We start from the raw sequence: 21,917 nt of genomic DNA on the forward strand, positions 1-21,917 counted from the left end.
TAACCAAATGGTTGAGGGTGATTTGTTATAACTTAGACTAAAAATTGAAATTTTGGATTTTATAATTGTGTTATAATCATAACAAAGGAGTTGATGGGATTGAAGAAACAATTACCAAAACGCCATGAAATCGATGTGAAATACACATGGGATATGGCAAATCTATTTAAGAGTGAAGCGTTATACCAAGCAGCATTTGACACAGCAGAACAAGATGTAGTCACATTTTGTCAAAAGTTTGAGCAGCAGTTAACGACTAAAGAACGTATTAATGAGGCATTAACAACATTTCAGGATATTCAATCTAGATTGACAAGAATTGGTGCATATGCATCACTACAAGCCAGCACAGATTCGATTTCTGAAGAAAATCAAATGCGTTCTGGCAAAGCCATGATGCGTTTTCAAGCCATCTCTAAACAAATGGCCTTCTTTATTAATGAACTCAAGCAAATTGACGATGCATTATTATTAGAAGCAGCCCAATTAAACGTCGATAACCATGATTATCTACTTGAAATCATTGAAGATAAGAAACACACCTTATCCCCAGAAATCGAAAAGACACTGGTGGCTTTATCCCCTGTATTAAATGCCTCCTATGGCCATTATAATCGTTTTAAATTGGCTGATATGAAATTCAATGATTTTGAAGTGGCTGGGGTTAACTATCCGAATTCATTCACATTATTTGAGAATGAATATGAATATGAAGAACAAACAGCGGTCAGAAGACGTGCATATGAAACTTTCTATCAAAAATTAGCAGAATATCAACATGGCTTTGCTAGCAACTACCAAGCCCATGTTCAAAAAGAAAAAATCCTATCCGAACTTAGGGGCTATCCAAGCGTCTTTGATTACTTGCTAGATGGTCAAAAAGTATCGAGAGATTTTATGGACCGTCAAATTGATTCAATTATGACAAAACTAGCACCTGCAATGCGTCGATATGCGAAACTCTTACAACAAATTCACGGTTTAGACAATATGACTTATGCTGACTTAAAGATTGCTGTCGACCCAAGTTTTGAACCGAAAGTATCAATTGAAGAATCCAAAGCCCTCTTGATTGAAGGGTTATCCGTTTTAGGCAGTGAGTATAATGAGATTGTCAGACGTGCATTTGATGAACGCTGGATTGATTTCCCGCAAAATCAAGGTAAATCCACTGGTGGGTTTTGTTCATCCCCTTATGGCGCACCATCCTACATACTGATCAACTGGAATGGACAAATGGATGAAGTCATGGTCTTAGCCCATGAAATCGGACATGCTGGCCATTTCCAATACGCAAATGCCCATCAAAGTATTCTCAATACACGACCTTCGATGTATTTCATTGAAGCGCCTTCAACCACAAACGAATTATTAATGGCAAATCATTTAATCCAAAAAGCACAATCCAGCCGCGAAAAAACCTGGATTCGTTCGGTGATGATTTCAAGAACGTATTATCACAACTTCGTCACCCATTTATTAGAAGCTGCTTTCCAAAGAGAAGTCTATACGAAAGTGGACCAAAAACAACCCTTGTCTGCCAATATCTTAAAGAACATCAAACTTGATGTTTTGAAAAAGTTTTGGGGAGAAGCGGTTGATATTCCAGAATGGGCTGGGTTAACTTGGATGAGACAACCACACTACTTTATGGGCTTGTATCCATATACGTATTCAGCAGGCTTAACTTTAGGGACTAAAGTTTCCAAGATGATTGAAAACAAAACCATTACACCTCAGGCTTGGATTGAAGTACTTAAAGCTGGAGGCACAAAGTCCCCATTAGAACTGGCGAAAATGGTCGGTGTCGACTTAACGACGGACCAAACCTTAAATGAAGTTATTGATGAAATCTCGAATATCATCGATGACATCATCGCTGAAAAAACCAAAGCATAATTAGGTGTTTTATGAAAACCCTCATCAGTCATTCTACTGACCCCTATTTCAATTTAGCCTGGGAAGAGTATATCTTTAAACATATTGAATGTGATGAAGATATCCTTTTACTATGGCGTAATGCGCCTTCTGTGATCGTTGGGCGTAATCAAATCATCTATGGGGAAGTCGAAGTGGCTTATTGTAAAACCCATAATATCCCTATTATTAGACGGATTTCAGGGGGTGGGACTGTCTATCATGATTTAGGTAATCTCAATTACTCAGTCATTACCAAACAATACAAGGATGTCATCAGTAATTATGCCTATTTCACAAAACCAATCCTCACATTTTTGAATAATCTTGGGATCCATGCGACATTCAGTGGCAAAAGTGATCTTAAAATCGGCAATCAGAAAATCAGTGGCAATGCGCAGATTTATCATCAAAATCGAATGTTGCACCATGGCACATTGCTATTAGAATCTGATTTAAACCGATTAAATCAGGTTATTAAGTTAGAAACAAAAGATATCATTTCGATCGGTGTACCTTCTAATCGCTCGATGGTAACTAATGTCTATGATCATTTAAAAACAAAAATGTCATTTCATGATTTTCTTTACAACTTACAAGCACACTGGGTCTACCCTAAAACGATTCAAGAAAGTTCTCTTGAACTTTCCGTATTAGACTTTCAAGCGATCGAACAACTTAAACAATCTAAATACCACAGTTGGGCTTGGAATTATGGTGAATCACCTGCTTTTGAGATTCATAAAGAAATTGGAATTAATCAGATTCAAGTCAAAGTGACTGAGGGCTTCATTGAAAAATGTTTGTATACCAATGAATTAAAATCTCAAATCATCACTGCGCTTAAAGGCATTCCTTTTGATGTAAGTGCCTACCAAACTGCAATTGCACAGTTTGATAATGAACATAAAAAACAACTTGAATCATTCAAAGACATCTTATTTAAATAAGCAAAAAGGCATTCGCGTGAATGCCTTTTTCTTATATATGAATGGCTTTATGAATCGCACCAATGGCGGATTCCATCACCGTTTCCGACACGGAAGGGTGTAAGTGAATCGCATTCGCAATTTCAGCAATGGTTGCTTCAGATTTCATCGCAACAATCACTTCAGCGATTAGATCAGATGCGTTTGAAGCAAGGATGTGCGCGCCCAAAATCTCACCCGTTTCAGGATTGAATAAAAGCTTCACAAAGCCATCGGTATTGCCTTCAGCGAGAGACCTTCCGTTCGCCAGAAGTGGGAATTTACTCGATTTATACAAGCTATTACTCATTTTTAAACTTTGTTCTGTGTATCCTATTGAAGCAATTTCAGGGAATCCATAAATCGCTGCTGGGACATCATTAAATGAGAATTTTGTAGACTTTCCAGCAATCGCTTCAACCGCAACAATCCCAGCTGCTGAGGCTGCATGTGCGAGCATCATTTGGCCTGTTACATCACCAATCGCATACACATTGGGTAAACTCGTTTTTAGTTGATCATCGACTCGAATCCCTTGTTTTGAGGTTTCCAAGTTTAAAGCTTTAAATGCTGAAAGATTGGGTTTCATCCCAGCAGAAAGCAGGACAATCTCACTTTCTAGTATTTTGGTTTCTGAGTCTAATGTATAGGACACTTGATGGTCTTTGATTTCGGTAACTTGAGCTTTTGTGATGATTTCAATGCCATCTTTTTTCAAATAGCGCTGATAGGTTTGGCGAACTTCATCGTCAATGGTAGAAAGGATTTGATCTTGCTTTTCTAGAATTGTGACTTTCGTTCCGAAACTTGAAAACAGTTGAGCAAATTCAACACCAATCACACCACCACCGATGATGACTAATGACTTAGGAATAGTTGGATAATCGAGTAAGCCTTTATAAGTGAGCACATATTTAGATTCTAGATTTTCCGTTAAACCTTTGATTGGAGGGATGATTGGAGAAGCACCCGTCGCGAGGATTAGGTGTTTGGTAGTATAAGTTTCATTGTTTACGACCACTGTAGTTCTATTGATCACTTCACCAAACCCTGAAATGACGGTGACGCCATTTTTCTTCAATAAGCCTTTTACGCCTTCAGTGAGCGTTTTAACTACTTTCGATTTTCTCGATAATACGTCTTGATAATCATAAGAAATTGTAGCAACATCGACTTTGATTCCGTAAGAAGCGCTGTTTTTAATTAGTCTTAAAACTTTCGCACTTTTTAAAAGTGTTTTTGTTGGAATACAGCCTTCATTCAAGCAGACACCGCCAACGGTGTCTTTTTCAATTAAGGCTACTTTAAAACCCAGTTGAGCGCCTTTGATGGCCGCAACATATCCGCCGGGACCGCCACCTAAGATGATGATATCAAAATTCATTAGGATAACAACATGAATACTGGGTTATTCAGTAAGGATTTAAACATCATGACGAAGCGGCCGGCATCCGCGCCATCAATGATTCTGTGGTCTACAGCAAATGAGATTGGCATCACATGGGCGATGACTATTGCATTATTTTTAACCACAGGTTTTTGAATGATTTTACCAATACCCATGATCGCGACCTCAGGGTATTTGATGATTGGTGTACCATATAAAGCATCGAATGCACCATAATTGGTGATGGTAAAAGTACCATTTTGAATGTCTTTTAATTGTAAGGTACGGTCAATCGCTTTGGTTTGGAGGTCTTTAAGTTTCTTAGCTAATTCGTAAACACTTAAGGTATCTGCATCTTTAATGTTTGGAACGACTAAACCTTCTTTGGTATCGGTTGCGAAACCGATATTCATGAAGTCTTTATAGATGATTTCCCCTTTTTCGTGATCGAAAGAAGCGTTAAAGATTGGGAACTGTTTAATGGTTTTAGTAATCGCTTTGATGATAAAAGGCATATAGGTTAAATGAATCCCTTCGGATTTTGCTAAATCCTTTTGGGCATTTCTCAAATTTACGAGTTCTGTCACATCAATTTCATCCATTAAAATGGTATGCGGGATGATTTGTTTGGATACAGTCATCGCGTTTACAATCGCTTTACGGAGTTGTGTAACCGGAACGCGTCGGATTTTCGAATTAGGATCATTTGGAGACACTTTAGGAACTTCAACTTTAGGGGTTGATTTGGTTTCGATTGCGCGTTCGACATCTGTTTTAAGAACTCGACCGAATTCACCCGTCCCTTTGACGGATTGGATTTCAATTTGATGGTCTTTCGCAAGCATTCTTGCAAGCGGCGAAGCGAGGACTCTACTCGTTTGTTTGGTAGAATTTTCTTCAACAAAAGCAGGTGCGATAACCTCACTAGAAACTTCTAATTCACCGACAACACCGGCATTTTCGCCTTCACTAACGGTTTCAACAGATTTTTTAGGTTCTGATGCCACAGTGGGTTTAGCATTCAAATCATCTTGAATCAAAATCAGGGTTTCCCCAACATGGATGATTTCTCCGATTGAGACCCCAAGTTTTTCAACAATTCCGTTGACTGGGCTTGGCAGTTCAGCGTTTACCTTATCGGTTTCAACAATACAGAGGGTTTCGCCTTCTTTAACAGAGTCGCCAACCTTAAAAAACCATTTGAGCAATCGTCCTTCATGGATGCCTTCACCAATATCTGGGAATTTAAAATTATACATAGAATACCCCCTAAGCCTTCACTTCGAATAAGGCTTTGATTTCGTTCGCAATCTGTTTTGGATGAATCATAAAATGGTGTTCACCACGTGGCAGTGGTACGGTGATGTCTGGCGCTGTTAAGCGTCTAGGTGCCGCTTCTAAATGATAAAACGCACGTTCGGTGATTGATTGAATGATTTCTGCAGCTGGACCAAATGATTCAACCGCCTCATGAACGACCAAGAGTCGACCAGTCTTTTTAACAGAAGTGACTAACGTTTCAACATCAAATGGCGCGATGGTTCTTAAATCAATCAGTTCAACAGAAATATGGTCATCTTGAATCAAAGTTAACGCTTGTTCGACTTCTCGAACTAACGCACCCCACGCGACAACTGTGATGTCATCGCCTTTTTGAACGATGCGAGCTTTGCCAATCGGTACGACATAATCGGTATCTGGAACCTCTTGTTTAAAGGCACGGTAAATACGTTTAGGTTCCATAAAAATCACTGGGTCTGGGTCACGCATCGCACTTCTTAATAAGCCTAAAGCATCATAAGGTGTCGAAGGGATCACTAATTTTAATCCAGGAATGTGTGCGAAGAGGGTTTCTAAGCTTTCTGAGTGGTGTTCTAAGGCTTTAACCCCACCCCCATAAGGCATGCGAATGACCAATGGGAGTGTATATTTACCTCTCGAGCGGTTACGGTATCTCGCAACATGGGTAACAATTTGGTTATATCCGGGAAACATAAATCCTGAAAACTGCATTTCAACCACAGGTTTTAAACCATTGATGGCCATTCCAACAGCAGAACCAATGATGGCAGCTTCAGCGATTGGGGTATCGAACACACGGTCGACACCAAATTCTTTTTGTAAACCTGCTGTTGCTCTAAAGACACCGCCTTCAAAACCAGCATCTTCACCATAAACCACGATAGTAGGGTCTTTTTGCATCTCGGTTTGTAAGGCTTTATTCACAGCCTCTAGAATGTTGATTAAAGCCATTTATTGTCCCTCCTGTTCGGTTTGTTTAAGTTTGTTATATTGTTCTTTAAGCTTAGGGGTCATGGTTTCATAGGTATGTTCAAAGATTTCTTCTAATGAAACAAAGCCGCTTTCTTCAACCTTCTTAAAAGTATCTAATACCAATTGATTTGATGATTCATTTAATGCTTGATCACTGTCTTCAGTGATGAGTTTTTTATTCAGTAAGTAATTCTTAAAGCGTTTGAGTGGGTCTTTATGTGACCACGCTTCAACCTCTTCATCAGATCGATATATTTTTGGATTATCAGAAGTGGTATGTGGTCCCATACGGTATGTCACCGCTTCAATTAAAACTGGACCTTTTCCTGATTTCGCCCATTTGATCGCCTCTTGTGTCGCAACATACATCGCTAATACATCATTCCCATCCACTTGAATCCCAGGAATACCATACCCGATGGCCTTTTGAGCTAAAGTTTCCGCTTTAGTCGCTTTTTCACGAGGGGTTGAAATCGCCCAGTGGTTATTTTGGACAATTACAATCATTGGAACTTGGAAAACAGAACCGAAGTTTAAGCCTTCATGAAACTCGCCGTGAGAAGTACCTCCATCGCCAATGTAGACAATCGCGACTTCATCTTTCTTTTGGATTTTCGCTGCGTATGCAAGGCCTGCAGCGTGAGAGATTTGTGAACCAATCGGGACGTTCACTGGTAGTACTTTTACGCATTCGTCAAAGTGACTACCTTTTTCATTCCCATACCAGTACAAAAAATATTGTTCAAGGGTAACCCCTTTATAAAGCATCGCGTTAAACTCACGGAATGCTAAAACAAGCCAGTCGTTTTTTGTTGTCGCAGCCATAGGACCAATTTGAGCCGCTTCCTGACCCATGTTAGGTGCGTAAGTCAATAAACGGCCTTGTCTTTGGAATTGAATAGCTTTGATATCAGCGATACGCCCGAGTGTCATGGTTTCATACATTTTAAGTAATGTTTCTTTAGAAATGGTTGGTTCCCCACTTGGATTTACAACATGACCTTCTGAATCGAGTATTTGAAATACTTTTTTCTTGAGTGGATCGTACGTTTCAAATAGCATAATTGCCTCCTTGGATAGTAAAAGCATTAAACATATGTTTAACCTTTTCAGCCTAAGTATACCGTGTATAGTACCTATACCCAAATGAAACGCTTATAAACCTTTTGAGATTCAAATGATTTGGCAATTTATCAAAAAACAAAAATCATACCTTGACAGGTTAGGTATGACCATGGTAGACTAGATACATAAACAGATTAGGTATGGAGGATTTTTATGAAAGAAAAAATTAAGCAGTATGTCGACCATTATTTCCGGTTCGATCAAAGAAGTGATTTAGAAAGTTTAAAACAAGAGATTATCGCAAACCTATCCGATAAATATGACGCGATGGTAGAAGCGGGTAAAGACCCTCAACAAGCTTACATCGATACAATCAAATCCATGGGGGATTTTAACCCACAAATGGATGACAAAGTATCCCCCGAATTTAATGAACTCCCTGCTTGGCCAGAATATAGTCTACCGAGTTCTGCGATATTAAGCATTTTCGCTGTAATCTTTATTTTCTTTAACACCCTTTTAGGTGGGATTTCAACAGCCGTTAGTATCATCTTATATGCAGTAGGTAGCTATTATCTATATGCGAAAGCAATGCATGTGAAATCAGCACAACTCGACATTGAGTTGCATAAAACGTACTTGGCTAAAATATTCACTTACATGAAAACAGCGTTTGTGTTTTGGTCACTGAATCTATCCTATATTCTCGCCCTAATTGCACAATCAGTCTTAACCAGAGTCATTTTATGGTTTAGACCGAGCATTGAATCAGACCCACAAGAGTTAAAGAACTTCATGGATACCACATTAATCGCATCCATCATCTTATTCTTTGTTGCTTTAATCTTATTGTTAATGTTATCTTACGTCATTTATCGTAAGCTTTTAACAAAATATGTTTTATTAACCGGTGAACCGAATCTTAAAGGCAAAGTGAAAACTTCCTTAGATTATTTAAATGTCAAAGCGACTTACGGTAATAGCGAAAAGTGGTTGTTAGGTTTCTTATATGTTTTTGGTTTAGTACCAATCCTACTCATGCCGTTTTGGGATATTTACGATCAAGGTCGCTTAATCGTATGGTTTTTCCAAACGGGTATCATTGAATTCCCGTTTATAACAATTTTCATTTTGTTGAGTTACATTAGTCTAATTGGGTTATTTATCGTATACCATATAAAGAAAATTCACATCAATTTCCTTGTCATCGGCATCATATCATTTGTCTTATTACATATCTATATTCAAGTTAGTTTAGTTCATTTCAATGTAGACATTACTGAATGGTATACAATTTTGATTTTGATGGTTAGTGCTTCAATTATGGCAATATACCTCTTAATCCAAGTGTTTAGGTTGAAGAAAAAACAACAACTGAAAGCATTTTGTCAAAAATACATGAGTATGCGTTTGATGTGGATATTCCTTTCGATATTACCAATCATCCTCTATTTGGGTACACCACTTGAAATAGTTTATTTAAATGAAAGTAACGTTGAAATACATCGAGAATTTGGATTTTTATCCGAACAATTAAGAAATATGTTTGGTTCATCCTTCTTTGGTTCATTAAGCGTAATTAGCATAATCATCAATTTATTCATCGTCTCACCGTTGGTGCTTTTGAATGTCATCAAGAAAAAAATCATCTGGATAGTAAATTTAATTACTCTCATAGTCTTATTACCAACCCCATCCACAGATTCAAGTATCATTATCTATCCATTAAGCAATCGAGAATGGATCGTAATTATAATTGCATGCCTATCAACAATCCTGTACTGGATTTGGAGTTCGCGTAAACCTATAGTAAAAGAGGTGAAATAATGGACTTATTCGGAGACGCTTTGCGAGGTCACACCGACGCCATCATCTTATCGATTTTAGCGGAAGGCGATTCTTATGGTTATCTAATCAATCAAACCATTTCAAAAAGAACCGATGAGAAATTTATTCTAACTGAAGCAACACTCTACACGGCCTTTAAAAGACTTGAAGCCGCATACTTCATTGAATCCTATTGGACAGAAGGCATTAATCAAGTCAAAAGAAAGTATTATAGTATTACCGATAGTGGAAAAAAACACTTAGAAGAAAAACGTAAAACCTTCATTGAAACCACCGAAATCTTAGAAAAATTTTATAAGAAATAACGCATGAATCCAACTTTCTAATAACCCATCCCTCTTGGTTAGATGAAAGTGGGATTTCATTTATAGTAAATATGTGAATTTGAGAATATTTTACTGAATTTATAAAGTAATACAGTATAATGTTAGTGAGGACTTAATATGAAGAAATGGCTTTTGTTGGGTTTTATTGTGATATTAGTGGGGTTTTTATCCATTATGATCGCAGGTTTAATCAAGAAAAAACCCATCGTTCAAATTCAAAATGGGATTACAACCTCTGCCACCATCCACGATGGGGATTTTTATATTTTTAATAACAATAAACCTAAAAAAATATTCATTAAAGGCGTTAATATTGGCGCGACTAAGCCAGGGTATTTCCCTGGTGAATTAGGCATTACAAAAGAAGATTACTTGAGATGGTTTGATCAAATCACTAAAATGAATGCGAATACCATTCGAGTCTATACCACGTTGAAACCAGCCTTTTATGATGCCTTATATGAATTCAATCTTGAAAGTGATGAAAAACTCTATGTCATGCATGGGGTTTGGGTCAATGAGGATCTAATGAAAGCATTGATGGACCCGTATGCAGAAGAGGAAAGGTTGTTAAATGAATTCATATCCGATGGAAAAGATTTAGTCGATATTTTTCACGGTAATAAAACCTTAGAGAGTCGTCCTGGATTCGCAAATGGGGTTTACACGAAAGATGTTAGCCAATATATCATTGGCTGGATTTTAGGCGTTGAATGGGACCCTGAGTTTGTTAAAAATACCAATGAGCTCCATGAGGATATTCAAACTTTTGAAGGCACCTATTTACATACTCATAATGCTACTCCATTCGAAGTCTTTTTAGCAAGAGTGGGTGAAGCGATTTTAGAATATGAAGCGAATACTTATCAAAATACGAGACCGTTATCTTTCACAAACTGGTTAACGACTGACCCACTTGATCACCCTAATGAACCAGACCCTAAAGAAGATCTGGTGAGTGTGAATGTCGAACATATCAAACTATCCAAAAAAGCATTTGCTGGACAGTTCGCTTCCTATCACGTTTACCCTTATTATCCAGAGTTTATGAACTTTTCAGAAGAATTAGTAAAAGTATATGACCCAGTTAATACCTATAAAGCCTATTTAAAAAAGCTAAACAAGTTTCACAGTATGCCTGTTTTGGTTGCTGAATTTGGCGTTCCAGCCTCACGTGGTAAAGCCCATGATGCACGTTATTCCGGATTTAATCAAGGACAGCATACCGAACAGCGTCAAGGTGAGATTTTAGCTTCAATGATTAAAGATATTTACGATACAGGCAATATCGGAGCTCTCATCTTTGCGTGGCAAGATGAATGGTTCAAACGGACCTGGAATACAATGGATTTTGACCTCGAATGGCAACGTCCATTCTGGAGTAATGTAGAAACGAATGAACAGATGTTTGGTTTATTATCCTTTGAACCAGGCGAATCTTTAAAAATTAAACTAGATGGTAATGCAAGCGATTGGGATTTAATCCCTTATATAGGTGAAAACTTAAAAGCCACTCAAGATGAGCGTTATCTCTATTTATACATTGAAAAAAGAAGTCAAGAACCGTTATACATCGGCATTGATACGATTCCTAATCAAGGAAACATGACGCATAGTAAAAAGAATATAAGCTTTAGTAGTGGTGCGGATTTCTTGATAACAATGGATCAGACCTCTAAAATCGAAGTAGACCCATATTACGACGCATTCAGTCATTTGTATGGTGAAGTCTTAAAGATGGTAGATAAATCTCTAGGTATGGATACCATCAGTAGTGGTTTATTCACAGGGCTCTACCACGCTTTATCTAAAGCTTTAACCATTCCGATTACAAATGAATATATAGGCTTTTCAAGGTATGAGGCTGGATTATTAAGAAAAGGCAATTCGGACCCAAATTCAACAAGTTATGATTCCTTATCAGATTATTTTGATACGAATGAATTTGTTGAGATTAGAATCCCATATTTACTACTGAATATCATGGACCCATCGACCAAAACGAGAATGGCGAATTTTAAAGGCCAAACAAGCTTTACTGGTGAACATTTTGATTCAATTCAAATTGGCTTTGGGTATGCAGGCGAATCCGTTTTATTAAACCCGTATACATGGGAAAACTGGGGTATGCCTACTTATCATGAACGTCTTAAGCAGTCTTATTATATTGTTCAAAATACATTTACAAAATACTAAATGCTAATTTCAAAAAGAGCCCTTGAAAAAGGCTCTTTTAATTATACTTGAGGCAAAATGTTTTTATAAACTTATTAATAATTAATGAAAATAATTAGGCAATATCTACTAAAAACTGTATAATGAAATTAACATAGTTTAATAGACTGGAGAGATTCATCATGTGTATATTTTGTCAAATGGATTCAAAACGTAAAATATATGAAAATAACCATGTTTACGCGATATTAGATGGGTTTCCTGTCAATAAAGGTCATACTTTAATCATCACAAAAAGACATGTCGGCAATTACTTTAGCTTAAACAGTGATGAACTAAAATCAATCGACGAAGCCCTTAAACATATGAAAAATCAATTAGATGATTTGTATCATCCTGATGGTTATAACATCGGTATTAATAACGGAGAAGCAGCAGGTCAAACAGTCATGCATTTACATGTGCACTTAATACCTAGATATAAAGGTGACATGCCTAACCCTAGAGGTGGCGTTCGTGGTGTTATTCCTGGGAAACAAAAATACTAATGGATAACTATATCAAGAAATGGTTTGACATTTTAAATGGGATGTCAAACGATAACACATACAAACTCGCTTGGGGTAGAGCCATCATTGAAGCAATTGTATTCAACGAAGGATCAATTATCGATGATCACTATCGTATCCATTTTGATAGGATCTCTATGCATATTCTAAAGTATTACTGGAATCAATCGTTCTTTTTCAATCTTAAACAAAGTGCTCGTCAATCAAATCCTCCAGTTGTTGTTCAACTTACCGATACATTAATCGATTATTACAAAAGCAAAGTTTCAAATATCCCTGTTTGGTTTGATAAGGTTAAATCGACGATTAACAATGAAATACTTCAAAATAAAGTTCATCAAATCAGCACAGTTTTGACTCAAAATGTATCTTGGAGATTTTTGAAAATTGAAGATGAAACCGTCGAGATTTACGTCTTAAACAACAAAGAGCGCTATATTGAACTTTCATTAGAAGATGTTGAGAGTATAAAATCATATCATGAAATTCTTATTCAATTATTTAACTATAAATGGGCTCAATTACTTGAAAAATACAACATACAACCACGTATTGTATCAAAGATTAAAGGTTCGTCAGATAACCAATTAAAGCGTAATAATCTATCGAAATATAAAGATATATTATTATTACTGTATAAAGACGAGATTAAAGATTTTTACACCGATGAAACCTTAAATTTTGAAGATATATCCATTGATCACTTTATTCCTTGGTCTTACATGTATTCAGATGATTTATGGAATTTGGTCATAACATCCAAAAGCCGTAATAGTTCTAAATCAAACCGACCACCTACCAAGGAATACATTCAAAAACTTGAAGAACGCAATAGAAAATTATTAGAAGTTATTCAAGATAGTAATCATAAAGCAGAATTGATGGAGTCTTTAGAACACCATTACATTACTAAGTTTTATCAATCATTAATTTCATAGCGAAAGGATATTTACATATGAAGGATTTAACAGGATGGAATTACATAGTATATACATTAATAAAGAATAATTTCAAGAATGAACCATTCACACTTGACGAACTATATCGTTTTGAATCTTATTTTCAGAAAGTATATCCTGCAAATTTACATGTTAAAGATAAAATAAGGCAAATATTGCAAAATCTTCGTGACAAAGGATTAATTGAATTTCAATCACGTGGACAGTACCAGTTAATGCAAAAAATTAAAGAATCTGCAAAGGAAACATTCCCTCATGAGGTCGTGTATTTATTGTCTAATGAAAGTATACCTGGTTGGGTAAAGATTGGTCGAACTAAATCAATTGATGAGAGACTGTTAAAACTATACAATACTTCGGTACCATTGCCTTTTAGAGTAGTACAGTTAATTTCTACAACCAGCAAAGTAAATTCTACTATTCTTGAGAAAAGCATACATAATATCATTGATACAATTAACCCAGATTTAAGAAAAAACACAGATGCCAGCAAAAGAGAATTCTTTAAACTGACACCTGAACAAGGTAAATATATATTTCAACTGGTATCTCAAATTATGGCTATTCCTCAAAATCTATAATCACATTTTGTAAAACGCTCTGGCTGAGCGTTTTTTAATTCACTATACGCTTGAAATTGGATAGAGTTAGCCTCAAATTAATGCTATAATTAATTATAAGAAATCATTTTTATCAATATATTACTTTTAGGAGCAATCATATGTTAGGTTTTATTGATATCGAGGTTCAAAAAAACAAAATCATATCGGATATTGGATGCCTTAAAGAAAATGGGGATCAGATACATACTAAAAAAATTGACGAGTTTGTACGCTTTGCCAAAAAAGTCGATTATTTTTGTGGACATAATATCATAAAACACGATATGGTTTTTCTAGAAAAATACCTTCCGCGTAAGTTTATTCATCCCGACTACGCGATTGATACATTGTTTCTATCGGCGCTGTTATTTCCAGAAAAACCTTATCATAAACTTGTCAAAGACGATAAACTCGATATTGATGGTGAAAATAATCCGTTGAATGATGCTAAACATGCACAACTATTATTAATGGATGAAATCGACGCATTTAGGAAATTAGAGGATGAATTAAAAGAGATATATTATAGATTGCTTAAAGATATACCCGGGTTCTCAGGTTTTTTTAAGTATATAAAATTTGGTCCTAAAGTTAAGAACATAGAAACATTGATTTTGACATATTTCAAAGATAGAATCTGTGGACATGTCAATTTAACCAATCTAATAAGGGAATCTCCAATAGAGTTAGCTTATTGCTTAGCACTTAGTACAACCCATAACGATCAAGGCGCACTCATGCCACCGTGGATTATTTTGACCTACCCAAAAGTCGAGTCTATCATGAATAAGCTTAGAAATACATCCTGTGGGAACTGCCCATATTGTGAAATCAACTTAAGTCCAGTAGCTGCTCTTAAAAGATTTTTTGGATACGACAAGTACAGAGAATATAATGACCAACCCTTACAAGAAATGGCAGTTAAGGCTGCGATGGATAGTGAGTCCTTAATTGCAGTTTTCCCTACAGGTGGAGGTAAATCCATAACCTACCAAATTCCTGCATTGGTTGCAAAAGAAACGACTAGAGGACTGACAGTTGTCATTTCGCCACTACAGTCGCTAATGAAAGACCAAGTCGATAATCTGGAAGAAAATTCGATTGTCTCAGCAGTTTATATCAATGGTCTCTTAGATCCAATTGAACGTGCTAAAGTCATCGAAAGAGTAGAAGATGGCTCTGCTGCGATTTTATATATTGCTCCAGAATCCCTACGATCTAAAAAGATTGAGAAAATGCTGGTAAAACGTCAAATTACACGTTTTGTTATCGATGAGGCACACTGTTTTTCATCGTGGGGTCATGATTTTAGAGTAGACTATCTCTACATTGGAAAGTTTATTAGTCACATTCAAAAGATTAAAGGGAATCATGTTAGAATTCCTGTATCTTGTTTTACGGCAACAGCAAAGAAAAATGTGGTTGAAGACATCTTAGGTTATTTTAAGCGTCATCTCGATTTGGACATGAAAGTCTATCAAACTTCTTCGCGTAGGACTAATCTAGATTACAAAGTTATCAATGTTAGTGACGAAGAGGACAAATATAATAAACTTAGATTCATCATTGAACAGGAAAACTGTCCAACTATCATTTATGCGTCCCGGACAAAATTAGTAGATAGCATATATGAAAAACTAAAAAAAGACAATTTCGCTGTATCTAAGTTTCATGGAAAGATGGAAAAAGAAGATAAAGTTGCAGAACAAGACAAGTTCATGAAAGGGATTACGCCCATCATGGTCGCAACTAGTGCATTTGGTATGGGTGTGGATAAGAAAGACATTGCTTGTGTTGTTCATTATCAAATCTCGAGTTCCTTAGAAGACTATGTCCAAGAATCTGGACGTGCAGGACGAGATTTCAGCATTCATGCACAATGCTATATTCTATACAACGAAAATGATTTAAATACACACTTCGAATTACTCAATCAAAGTAAACTGCATCTTAAAGAAATCCAACAAGTTTGGAAAGCGGTGAAAGATTTGACCAAAGTACGTCAAAGTGTTTCTCAATCTGCATTAGAAATTGCGCGTATTGCAGGATGGGACGAAAGCATATATGGTTTAGAAACGCGAGTTACTACCGCCATATCCACATTGGAGGAAGCAGGTTATTTACTGCGAGGGCAAAACACACCACGTGTATTCGCGAACAGTATTCTATCCAAAACAATGGCTGATGCAGTCACACAAATCGACGCCAGTGATCTCATCGCTATAGAAGAAAAGCCAACAGCCAAACGAATCATTAAACTCCTCATATCGAGCAAACGTAAATCATTGGCTCAGGACGATGAAGCAGAATCTAGGGTAGACTATATTGCTGAGAGTTTAGGTATTGAAAAGCATTTAGTCATCAAAGCCATCAATCAATTAAGAGACATTCAAATTTTAGCAGATGACAAAGATTTATCTGTGTTTTTAAAACGCTCAAAAACCCTAAACACCATTCAAAAAACACTGGATTTATCCCTGAAAACGATGCGAATGTTGATTTCTTTAATCGATGATAAAACGCATTACTACAACATTAAACAGCTCAATGATGATGTCATCCAAAATGGCATCGATACAAACTTAAAACAGGTACGTAATATAATCAATTATTTCGCAATTATGAAATGGATTGATCTCAAGAAAAATGGAAAAGATAACGTAAACATCCTTTACATAGAATCGTCTAATACAATTTTGGGCCGAATCGAACACTACGCTGTTATATCACATGTCATCATTGAATACCTCTATCAATTGATGCAAAACCAAAATAAATCGACAGAGTTTGTCTCTGTAGATTTCTCAATTGTTGAATTAAAGCGACTTTACGAAAAAGAAAAAGGCATCATGGATGACTCAGTCACCCTAGATGACATAGAAGATGCCTTATACTTTATGCAACGCAGTGGCATTCTAACCATTGAAGGTGGTTTCATGGTAATTTACAGTCCACTCAATATTGAACGCATAGAAATGAATCCATCAAAACAATTTACGAAACAAGACTATGATAAGCTGGATACGTTCTATAAAAACAAACTTGAACAGGTACATGTGGTTGGTGAGTATGCTACCAAAATGATTGAAAATTATCAATCTGCGTTAATCTTTGTTGACGATTATTTCCAATACGAGTTCAATGATTTTTTAAGTAAATACTTTAAAGGCAACCGTAAAAAAGAAATAGAACGCAGCATGACTCCGGCCAAATTTAATGCAATTTTTGGGGCTTTATCTCCTGAACAATCTGAAATTGTCCGTGACAATGAACACGATCGCATTGTGGTTGCAGCAGGTCCTGGTAGTGGAAAAACACGTTTATTGGTTCATAAACTCGCATCCATCTTGTATACTGAAGATATTCGTACAGAGCAGTTACTCATGCTTACATTCTCTCGTGCAGCAGTTAGTGAATTCAAACAAAGACTGGTCAATCTCATTGGAGAGGCTGCTTATTTTATTGATATTAAAACATTCCATTCATTTTGTTTTGATATTTTAGGACGCATTGGTAATCTTGAAGAAACTAAAGATAGTGTTAAGAAAGCAGTAGAATTAATACGGTCAGGCGATGTCGATAATTCCAAAATCACGAAAATGATACTTGTCATCGATGAGGCCCAAGATATGGTTCAAGATGAATTTGATCTGATTATGGAAATCATTAAACACAATGACAATTTACGTGTGATCGCAGTCGGAGATGATGATCAAAACATCTATGAATTTAGAGGATCTAACTCGAAGTATCTATTAGAATTGTTGGATAATGGTCAAAAACTCTATCAACTTTTAACCAATTATCGAAGTAAGCAAAATTTAGTCGAATTTGCCAATCAATATCTTTCAAATATACCCAATCGAATCAAAAATGAACCGATTCATTCAAATACAGTGGAACTAGGACAAATAGAGGTTATCAGACATACAACTAATGAAAATCTCATTGTTGGAGTTGTTAATCAAGTAATTGCTGACAATTTACCAGGAAAAACATGCATAGTGACGTGGACTAACGAACAGGCTCTATATGCGCTAGGTCTATTAAATTTGCACCAGATTAATGCGACATTAATTCAAGATAATGACAGAATCAAAATTTATCAAATGGTAGAAATGCGCACTTTTATGAGCTATTTTGATGATGACAACTCACGTTTCATGATATCCAATGAAATTTGGAAGAATGCCATTATAAGATTCAGCGATGAGTTCAAAAACACTTCGAATTATGCCATTTTCATTAAAATGTTCAGAAACTTTAGAAGCGAGTATCCTCAAGCATTCTATAAGTCGGATTTGGATAACTTTATCTACGAATCGAATCTATCGGATTTCATTGAGGAATCCCCAATATTCATCTCAACATTCCACAAAACCAAGGGTAAAGAATTCGACAATGTCTACATATTAGATGATAGTAATCGATTAAATGATGAACAAAAACGCGCTTTATATGTAGGCATTACCAGAGCTCGTCAATATCTAATCATTCATAGTCTAAATAATCTCTTCAGTTATTACAAAATGAAGAATCTTACCCACAAAACGGATGACAACATTTACCAAAAACCAGAACGTTTGATTTATCAAGTCTCCTATGAAGATGTCGCATTAGGGTATTTTAAATTGGTTCAACCTGCAATCCTCAAACTCAAATCTGGCGATGAGTTAACGATTCAAGAGGATGTATTGAAAAAAGAGGATCGGAAGGTCCTTAAGTTCTCAAAAAAATATAGTGATCAAATATCTGAATTACTCAAATCAGGGTATGTATTATCTAATGCTACAGTGAAATACTTGGTGTACTGGAAAGATAAGGATGAAAATCAAGAATATTTGATTGTATTACCAGAATTGCAATTTAACTGGAGTCATAGTGTTACAGTTGAGACTACAGTAGAAGAGTGAGGTCATAGATGTTTATTGATAAACTCATGGACAAGAATTTGTCCAATATATACAAAATAGTCCTTTTATCGATCATCACTATAGTTTTATTGTTAGGCTTATGGATTAGAACATTCTATATTCCTTTGAGCATAATCGGTACGATACCTATAATGGGTTTTATTTATTATCAAAGAAAAAACGAAATTACCCTAAAGGATTATGAGAAAATAATCCTTTATTTGATTACAATTTTTATTTTTACGTATTCAATTTTTTTAGCGTACCTTTACCCTTTTAGGATTACATGGTTATCATTAATGGGGATATTCTTATCCACTCTCATAGAAGATAATAGTGTCAAGACAAGATTGTATTCAGAGGCATTATTACTTTATATCGTTGGTGCGTCCTTGATGCTCAGCCCATGGTATTTGATATTAATTGTAGTCTACTGTGGAACATTGGTTTATCATAAGAACATGTTCTCTCAAAAAGGGGAATACTTGGTAGCCTCCTGGACTGCAGCAATCCTAATATTCTTAACCTTAATGATTGCAGTAAGTTGGGTGTATATATTGCCTATCATATTAATTGGCTTTATTGTATATTTTACTAAATCCTATATGGACTTTTTAAATTCAATCAAATCAATAAAACGTGGCTTTATAATGATAATATTAGCGTTAGTTTCTTTAGTATTTATCGTTGGAAATGCAACTATATCCATAAATAACTCAAAAGGTTTTCCTAGATCCGATTACAAGTTTGATCATATAGTAAGAATTCATCAAGGCTATTATATATATGATAGGACAAATACAAATAATCTAGATACAGAGCATGTGTTCGCAGTTTCTTGGGGTAACGGTGCAAGGTATGTCAATGATCTACATAACCTCTATCTTTCGAACAAAACAATTAACAATAATCGCGGAAACATGGAGTTTGGATATGGTAAAAATCAATTTGAACCCGATAACAAATATAAAGGTAATATAGCTAGAGTTCTCTTGTACATGTATGTGACCTATCCAGAAGTGAGAAAAACTAATAAAATAAATATTGAACTCATGAAACAATGGAACTTATTAGACCCACCTGATGCTGGTGAGAAAAGAAGAAATGATGCAATAGAAAAGTTTGATAATGGTCAAAACGGTCGAAACATTTTCATTGATTATTACTGGATGGCAGCGTTTGTTAAGTAAAACACCTGTTTGGGTGTTTTTTACCGTTTAAATACGACTTACATTATAGATATTTATATATGTTAAATTTAAATCTGTTTATTGTATACATTAGTTTTAATTGATATAATCCTGAGTTTCTCAGTTCAATTAAAGAATAAGAGAGGATATCGGCCTACTATAGCCAACATCGTCTCTTTTTAATCACTATTTTTTTGTAGTACACCAGAAATTATTGAACTGATTTAATGTTTCATACCTAACGATATCTTTATCAAAATCAATTTGAAGTAGTTTGAATATGGACTTTAAATCTTCATTTGCTGTGACTTTATAAAAGCCTGTCGCGAGCTCAAACGCTTGTGCACTATTCATCGCTTCAATTATTCGCCCTGCACTATACACCCAGTTCGTTTTATGTTGAAGTACTCTAATCAGTACTAAAGCGAGAAAACATGTCAAAAAGTGTGCTTCAATATGCTCCTCAAGTCTTACATAAATAGGTTTTGCGTTGAACTCTGTTTTCGTAACCTTGAAACAGTCTTCGATTTTATATAATTGTCCGTAATATCCAATGATTTCTTCATCACTCATTTGGGTTTCACTCGTCACTATCACATTGATTCCGTCAAACTGTTCATCGAATGTAACTTTATCTTCATCAATCGTGATTAAGGGATTAAAGGGTTTTAGTTCTCCCGTCTTTTTGTCCTTATACTGGATTTCTAAGTATTTCTTCCCACCCTTTTTTGTCGTTTGTCTAAATAGTTCAGGATGAGTCAGTTTTCGCGCATAATCTAGGGCGCTGCACTGCCCCATAAGTTGTTCCAAAATAGAATAGAGACTTAAGATTTTAGTTCTTGAATACCTCTTGCATTTGAATAGACTGTATGTCCATGTTTTGCTACCCTCTAAATTTTTGCTACTTGAATACTAGTGACACATAAACATAACGACCATTCTAGTTTTGCTACCCTGTAAATTTTTGCTACTTGAATACCAGCGGGTCCAGTTATTGGCACACTCACTGGGTTTGCTACCTGATCAAAATATTACAATAAAACACTTTTTAATTACGATTATATCTTGATGTTCAACATAATACTATTTATAATGTTATTACAATGAATCTATAGATTTTTCCAAATAACTTACTGTTTTCTTACCAGTCACTAGAATTGAGGAAAAAGGAATAAATATGGTATATTCAAATCTGACTATACGCCCCTTTAAAACTGAAGACCTTTCAAACATCCACGCCTACGCTTCGGATGAAGATACCACCAAATACATGTTATGGGGTCCAAATACCTTAGAAGATACCCAAGACTTTTTAAACTATGTCTTATCCTGTTATCAAAAGAACCCAATCACTCATTATGAGTATGGCGTAGAATTTGAGGGTAAGATCATTGGTGGGATTGCTTTAATCGTTGATTATGAAAACTTGAAAGCAGAAATCGGATGGATTATCCATAAAGACTATCAAAGACGAGGCCTCATGTATCAAGCAGCACTACAAATGATCGAATTCGCTAAAACATTAAAGATCAAAACCATTTATGCGACTGCGGATTCAAGAAATGTTGCTTCATATAAACTTATGGAGAAACTCGGAATGCACCATGTGAGAAACGATTATCAAGTTCGTTTCAACAAAGTTACTCAACAAAAAGACTTAGACCAAGTCTATTACGAAATGGAAATTTAGAAAAAGACGATACTTAGACCCCGCAAAACAGCGG

Annotated in this window: 16 protein-coding genes; 11 read left to right on the top strand and 5 right to left on the bottom strand. The window is 35.8% G+C overall.

The genetic code is table 11. The features are described 5' to 3' along the window. Nucleotides 1–99 precede the first annotated feature (99 nt). The gene (gene pepF / locus N7603_RS02875; RefSeq protein ID WP_262095833.1) at nt 100–1,899 is read left to right on the top strand and encodes an oligoendopeptidase F; all 1,800 of its coding nucleotides are present in this window, start codon (nt 100–102) and stop codon (nt 1,897–1,899) included. Between the two features lie 11 nt (nt 1,900–1,910). After that, nucleotides 1,911–2,867, top strand: coding sequence for a lipoate--protein ligase (lplA, locus tag N7603_RS02880; RefSeq protein WP_262095834.1), 957 nt, complete (start codon nt 1,911–1,913; stop codon nt 2,865–2,867). 31 nt (nt 2,868–2,898) lie between these two features. Here the strand turns inward: lplA and lpdA are convergent, their stop codons facing one another. Genes lpdA through pdhA form a run of 4 tightly spaced genes read right to left on the bottom strand, consistent with a single transcriptional unit; the run spans nt 2,899 to nt 7,608 of the window. Continuing rightward, on the bottom strand, nt 2,899–4,269 hold the full coding sequence (lpdA, locus tag N7603_RS02885) for a dihydrolipoyl dehydrogenase (RefSeq protein ID WP_262095835.1): 1,371 nt from the start codon (nt 4,267–4,269) through the stop codon (nt 2,899–2,901). Further along, on the bottom strand, nt 4,269–5,531 hold the full coding sequence (locus N7603_RS02890) for a dihydrolipoamide acetyltransferase family protein (protein WP_262095836.1): 1,263 nt from the start codon (nt 5,529–5,531) through the stop codon (nt 4,269–4,271). The genes lpdA and N7603_RS02890 overlap by 1 nt, the downstream gene beginning before the upstream one ends. 10 nt (nt 5,532–5,541) lie before the next feature. Next, on the bottom strand, nt 5,542–6,525 hold the full coding sequence (locus N7603_RS02895; protein ID WP_262095837.1) for an alpha-ketoacid dehydrogenase subunit beta: 984 nt from the start codon (nt 6,523–6,525) through the stop codon (nt 5,542–5,544). Beyond that, nucleotides 6,526–7,608 (bottom strand): pyruvate dehydrogenase (acetyl-transferring) E1 component subunit alpha, encoded by a 1,083-nt coding sequence (gene pdhA, locus N7603_RS02900; protein WP_262095838.1) that lies wholly within the window; start codon nt 7,606–7,608, stop codon nt 6,526–6,528. A 216-nt stretch (nt 7,609–7,824) separates the two neighbouring features. Here pdhA and N7603_RS02905 point away from each other — a divergent pair, with 216 nt between their 5' ends. From N7603_RS02905 to N7603_RS02940, 8 genes are all read left to right on the top strand, one after another. Next, nucleotides 7,825–9,438, top strand: coding sequence for a hypothetical protein (locus N7603_RS02905; protein WP_262095839.1), 1,614 nt, complete (start codon nt 7,825–7,827; stop codon nt 9,436–9,438). Then, nucleotides 9,438–9,764 (top strand): PadR family transcriptional regulator, encoded by a 327-nt coding sequence (locus tag N7603_RS02910; protein ID WP_262095840.1) that lies wholly within the window; start codon nt 9,438–9,440, stop codon nt 9,762–9,764. Before N7603_RS02905 ends, N7603_RS02910 begins: the two co-directional genes overlap by 1 nt. A gap of 138 nt (nt 9,765–9,902) precedes the next feature. Next, nucleotides 9,903–11,981, top strand: a complete 2,079-nt coding sequence (locus tag N7603_RS02915; protein WP_262095841.1) for a hypothetical protein — start codon at nt 9,903–9,905, stop codon at nt 11,979–11,981. Between the two features lie 161 nt (nt 11,982–12,142). Next, a complete protein-coding gene (locus tag N7603_RS02920) occupies nt 12,143–12,508 on the top strand; it encodes an HIT family protein (protein WP_262095842.1) in 366 nt (121 codons plus the stop codon). Further along, entirely contained in the window at nt 12,508–13,467 is a 960-nt protein-coding gene (locus N7603_RS02925; protein ID WP_262095843.1) for an HNH endonuclease domain-containing protein, read from the top strand. The genes N7603_RS02920 and N7603_RS02925 overlap by 1 nt, the downstream gene beginning before the upstream one ends. Nucleotides 13,468–13,484: 17 nt before the next feature. Further along, the gene (locus N7603_RS02930; RefSeq protein ID WP_262095844.1) at nt 13,485–14,069 is read left to right on the top strand and encodes a GIY-YIG nuclease family protein; all 585 of its coding nucleotides are present in this window, start codon (nt 13,485–13,487) and stop codon (nt 14,067–14,069) included. A 140-nt stretch (nt 14,070–14,209) separates the two neighbouring features. Next, nucleotides 14,210–19,003, top strand: a complete 4,794-nt coding sequence (locus N7603_RS02935) for a RecQ family ATP-dependent DNA helicase (protein WP_262095845.1) — start codon at nt 14,210–14,212, stop codon at nt 19,001–19,003. Nucleotides 19,004–19,011: 8 nt separating this feature from the next. Further along, on the top strand, nt 19,012–20,193 hold the full coding sequence (locus N7603_RS02940; RefSeq protein WP_262095846.1) for an endonuclease: 1,182 nt from the start codon (nt 19,012–19,014) through the stop codon (nt 20,191–20,193). A 186-nt stretch (nt 20,194–20,379) separates the two neighbouring features. On the opposite strand, the gene N7603_RS02945 is transcribed toward N7603_RS02940, so the two are convergent. Then, nucleotides 20,380–21,003 (bottom strand): IS1634 family transposase, encoded by a 624-nt coding sequence (locus N7603_RS02945; protein ID WP_262095847.1) that lies wholly within the window; start codon nt 21,001–21,003, stop codon nt 20,380–20,382. A gap of 367 nt (nt 21,004–21,370) precedes the next feature. Between N7603_RS02945 and N7603_RS02950 the strand changes: the two genes are divergently transcribed. Next, nucleotides 21,371–21,883, top strand: coding sequence for a GNAT family N-acetyltransferase (locus tag N7603_RS02950; RefSeq protein WP_262095848.1), 513 nt, complete (start codon nt 21,371–21,373; stop codon nt 21,881–21,883). Nucleotides 21,884–21,917 lie beyond the last annotated feature (34 nt).

Source organism: Paracholeplasma vituli, from assembly GCF_025446935.1.
In the GTDB taxonomy this organism is placed as follows: domain Bacteria; phylum Bacillota_I; class Bacilli_A; order Acholeplasmatales; family UBA5453; genus Paracholeplasma; species Paracholeplasma vituli.

Coding starts and splice junctions, on each gene's coding strand:
- lplA (WP_262095834.1), top strand. CDS start 1,911: ATGAAAACCCTCATCAGTCATTCTACTGACCCCTATTTCAATTTAGCC.
- lpdA (WP_262095835.1), bottom strand. CDS start 4,269: ATGAATTTTGATATCATCATCTTAGGTGGCGGTCCCGGCGGATATGTT.
- N7603_RS02890 (WP_262095836.1), bottom strand. CDS start 5,531: ATGTATAATTTTAAATTCCCAGATATTGGTGAAGGCATCCATGAAGGA.
- N7603_RS02895 (WP_262095837.1), bottom strand. CDS start 6,525: ATGGCTTTAATCAACATTCTAGAGGCTGTGAATAAAGCCTTACAAACC.
- pdhA (WP_262095838.1), bottom strand. CDS start 7,608: ATGCTATTTGAAACGTACGATCCACTCAAGAAAAAAGTATTTCAAATA.
- N7603_RS02905 (WP_262095839.1), top strand. CDS start 7,825: ATGAAAGAAAAAATTAAGCAGTATGTCGACCATTATTTCCGGTTCGAT.
- N7603_RS02910 (WP_262095840.1), top strand. CDS start 9,438: ATGGACTTATTCGGAGACGCTTTGCGAGGTCACACCGACGCCATCATC.
- N7603_RS02915 (WP_262095841.1), top strand. CDS start 9,903: ATGAAGAAATGGCTTTTGTTGGGTTTTATTGTGATATTAGTGGGGTTT.
- N7603_RS02920 (WP_262095842.1), top strand. CDS start 12,143: ATGTGTATATTTTGTCAAATGGATTCAAAACGTAAAATATATGAAAAT.
- N7603_RS02925 (WP_262095843.1), top strand. CDS start 12,508: ATGGATAACTATATCAAGAAATGGTTTGACATTTTAAATGGGATGTCA.
- N7603_RS02930 (WP_262095844.1), top strand. CDS start 13,485: ATGAAGGATTTAACAGGATGGAATTACATAGTATATACATTAATAAAG.
- N7603_RS02935 (WP_262095845.1), top strand. CDS start 14,210: ATGTTAGGTTTTATTGATATCGAGGTTCAAAAAAACAAAATCATATCG.
- N7603_RS02940 (WP_262095846.1), top strand. CDS start 19,012: ATGTTTATTGATAAACTCATGGACAAGAATTTGTCCAATATATACAAA.
- N7603_RS02950 (WP_262095848.1), top strand. CDS start 21,371: ATGGTATATTCAAATCTGACTATACGCCCCTTTAAAACTGAAGACCTT.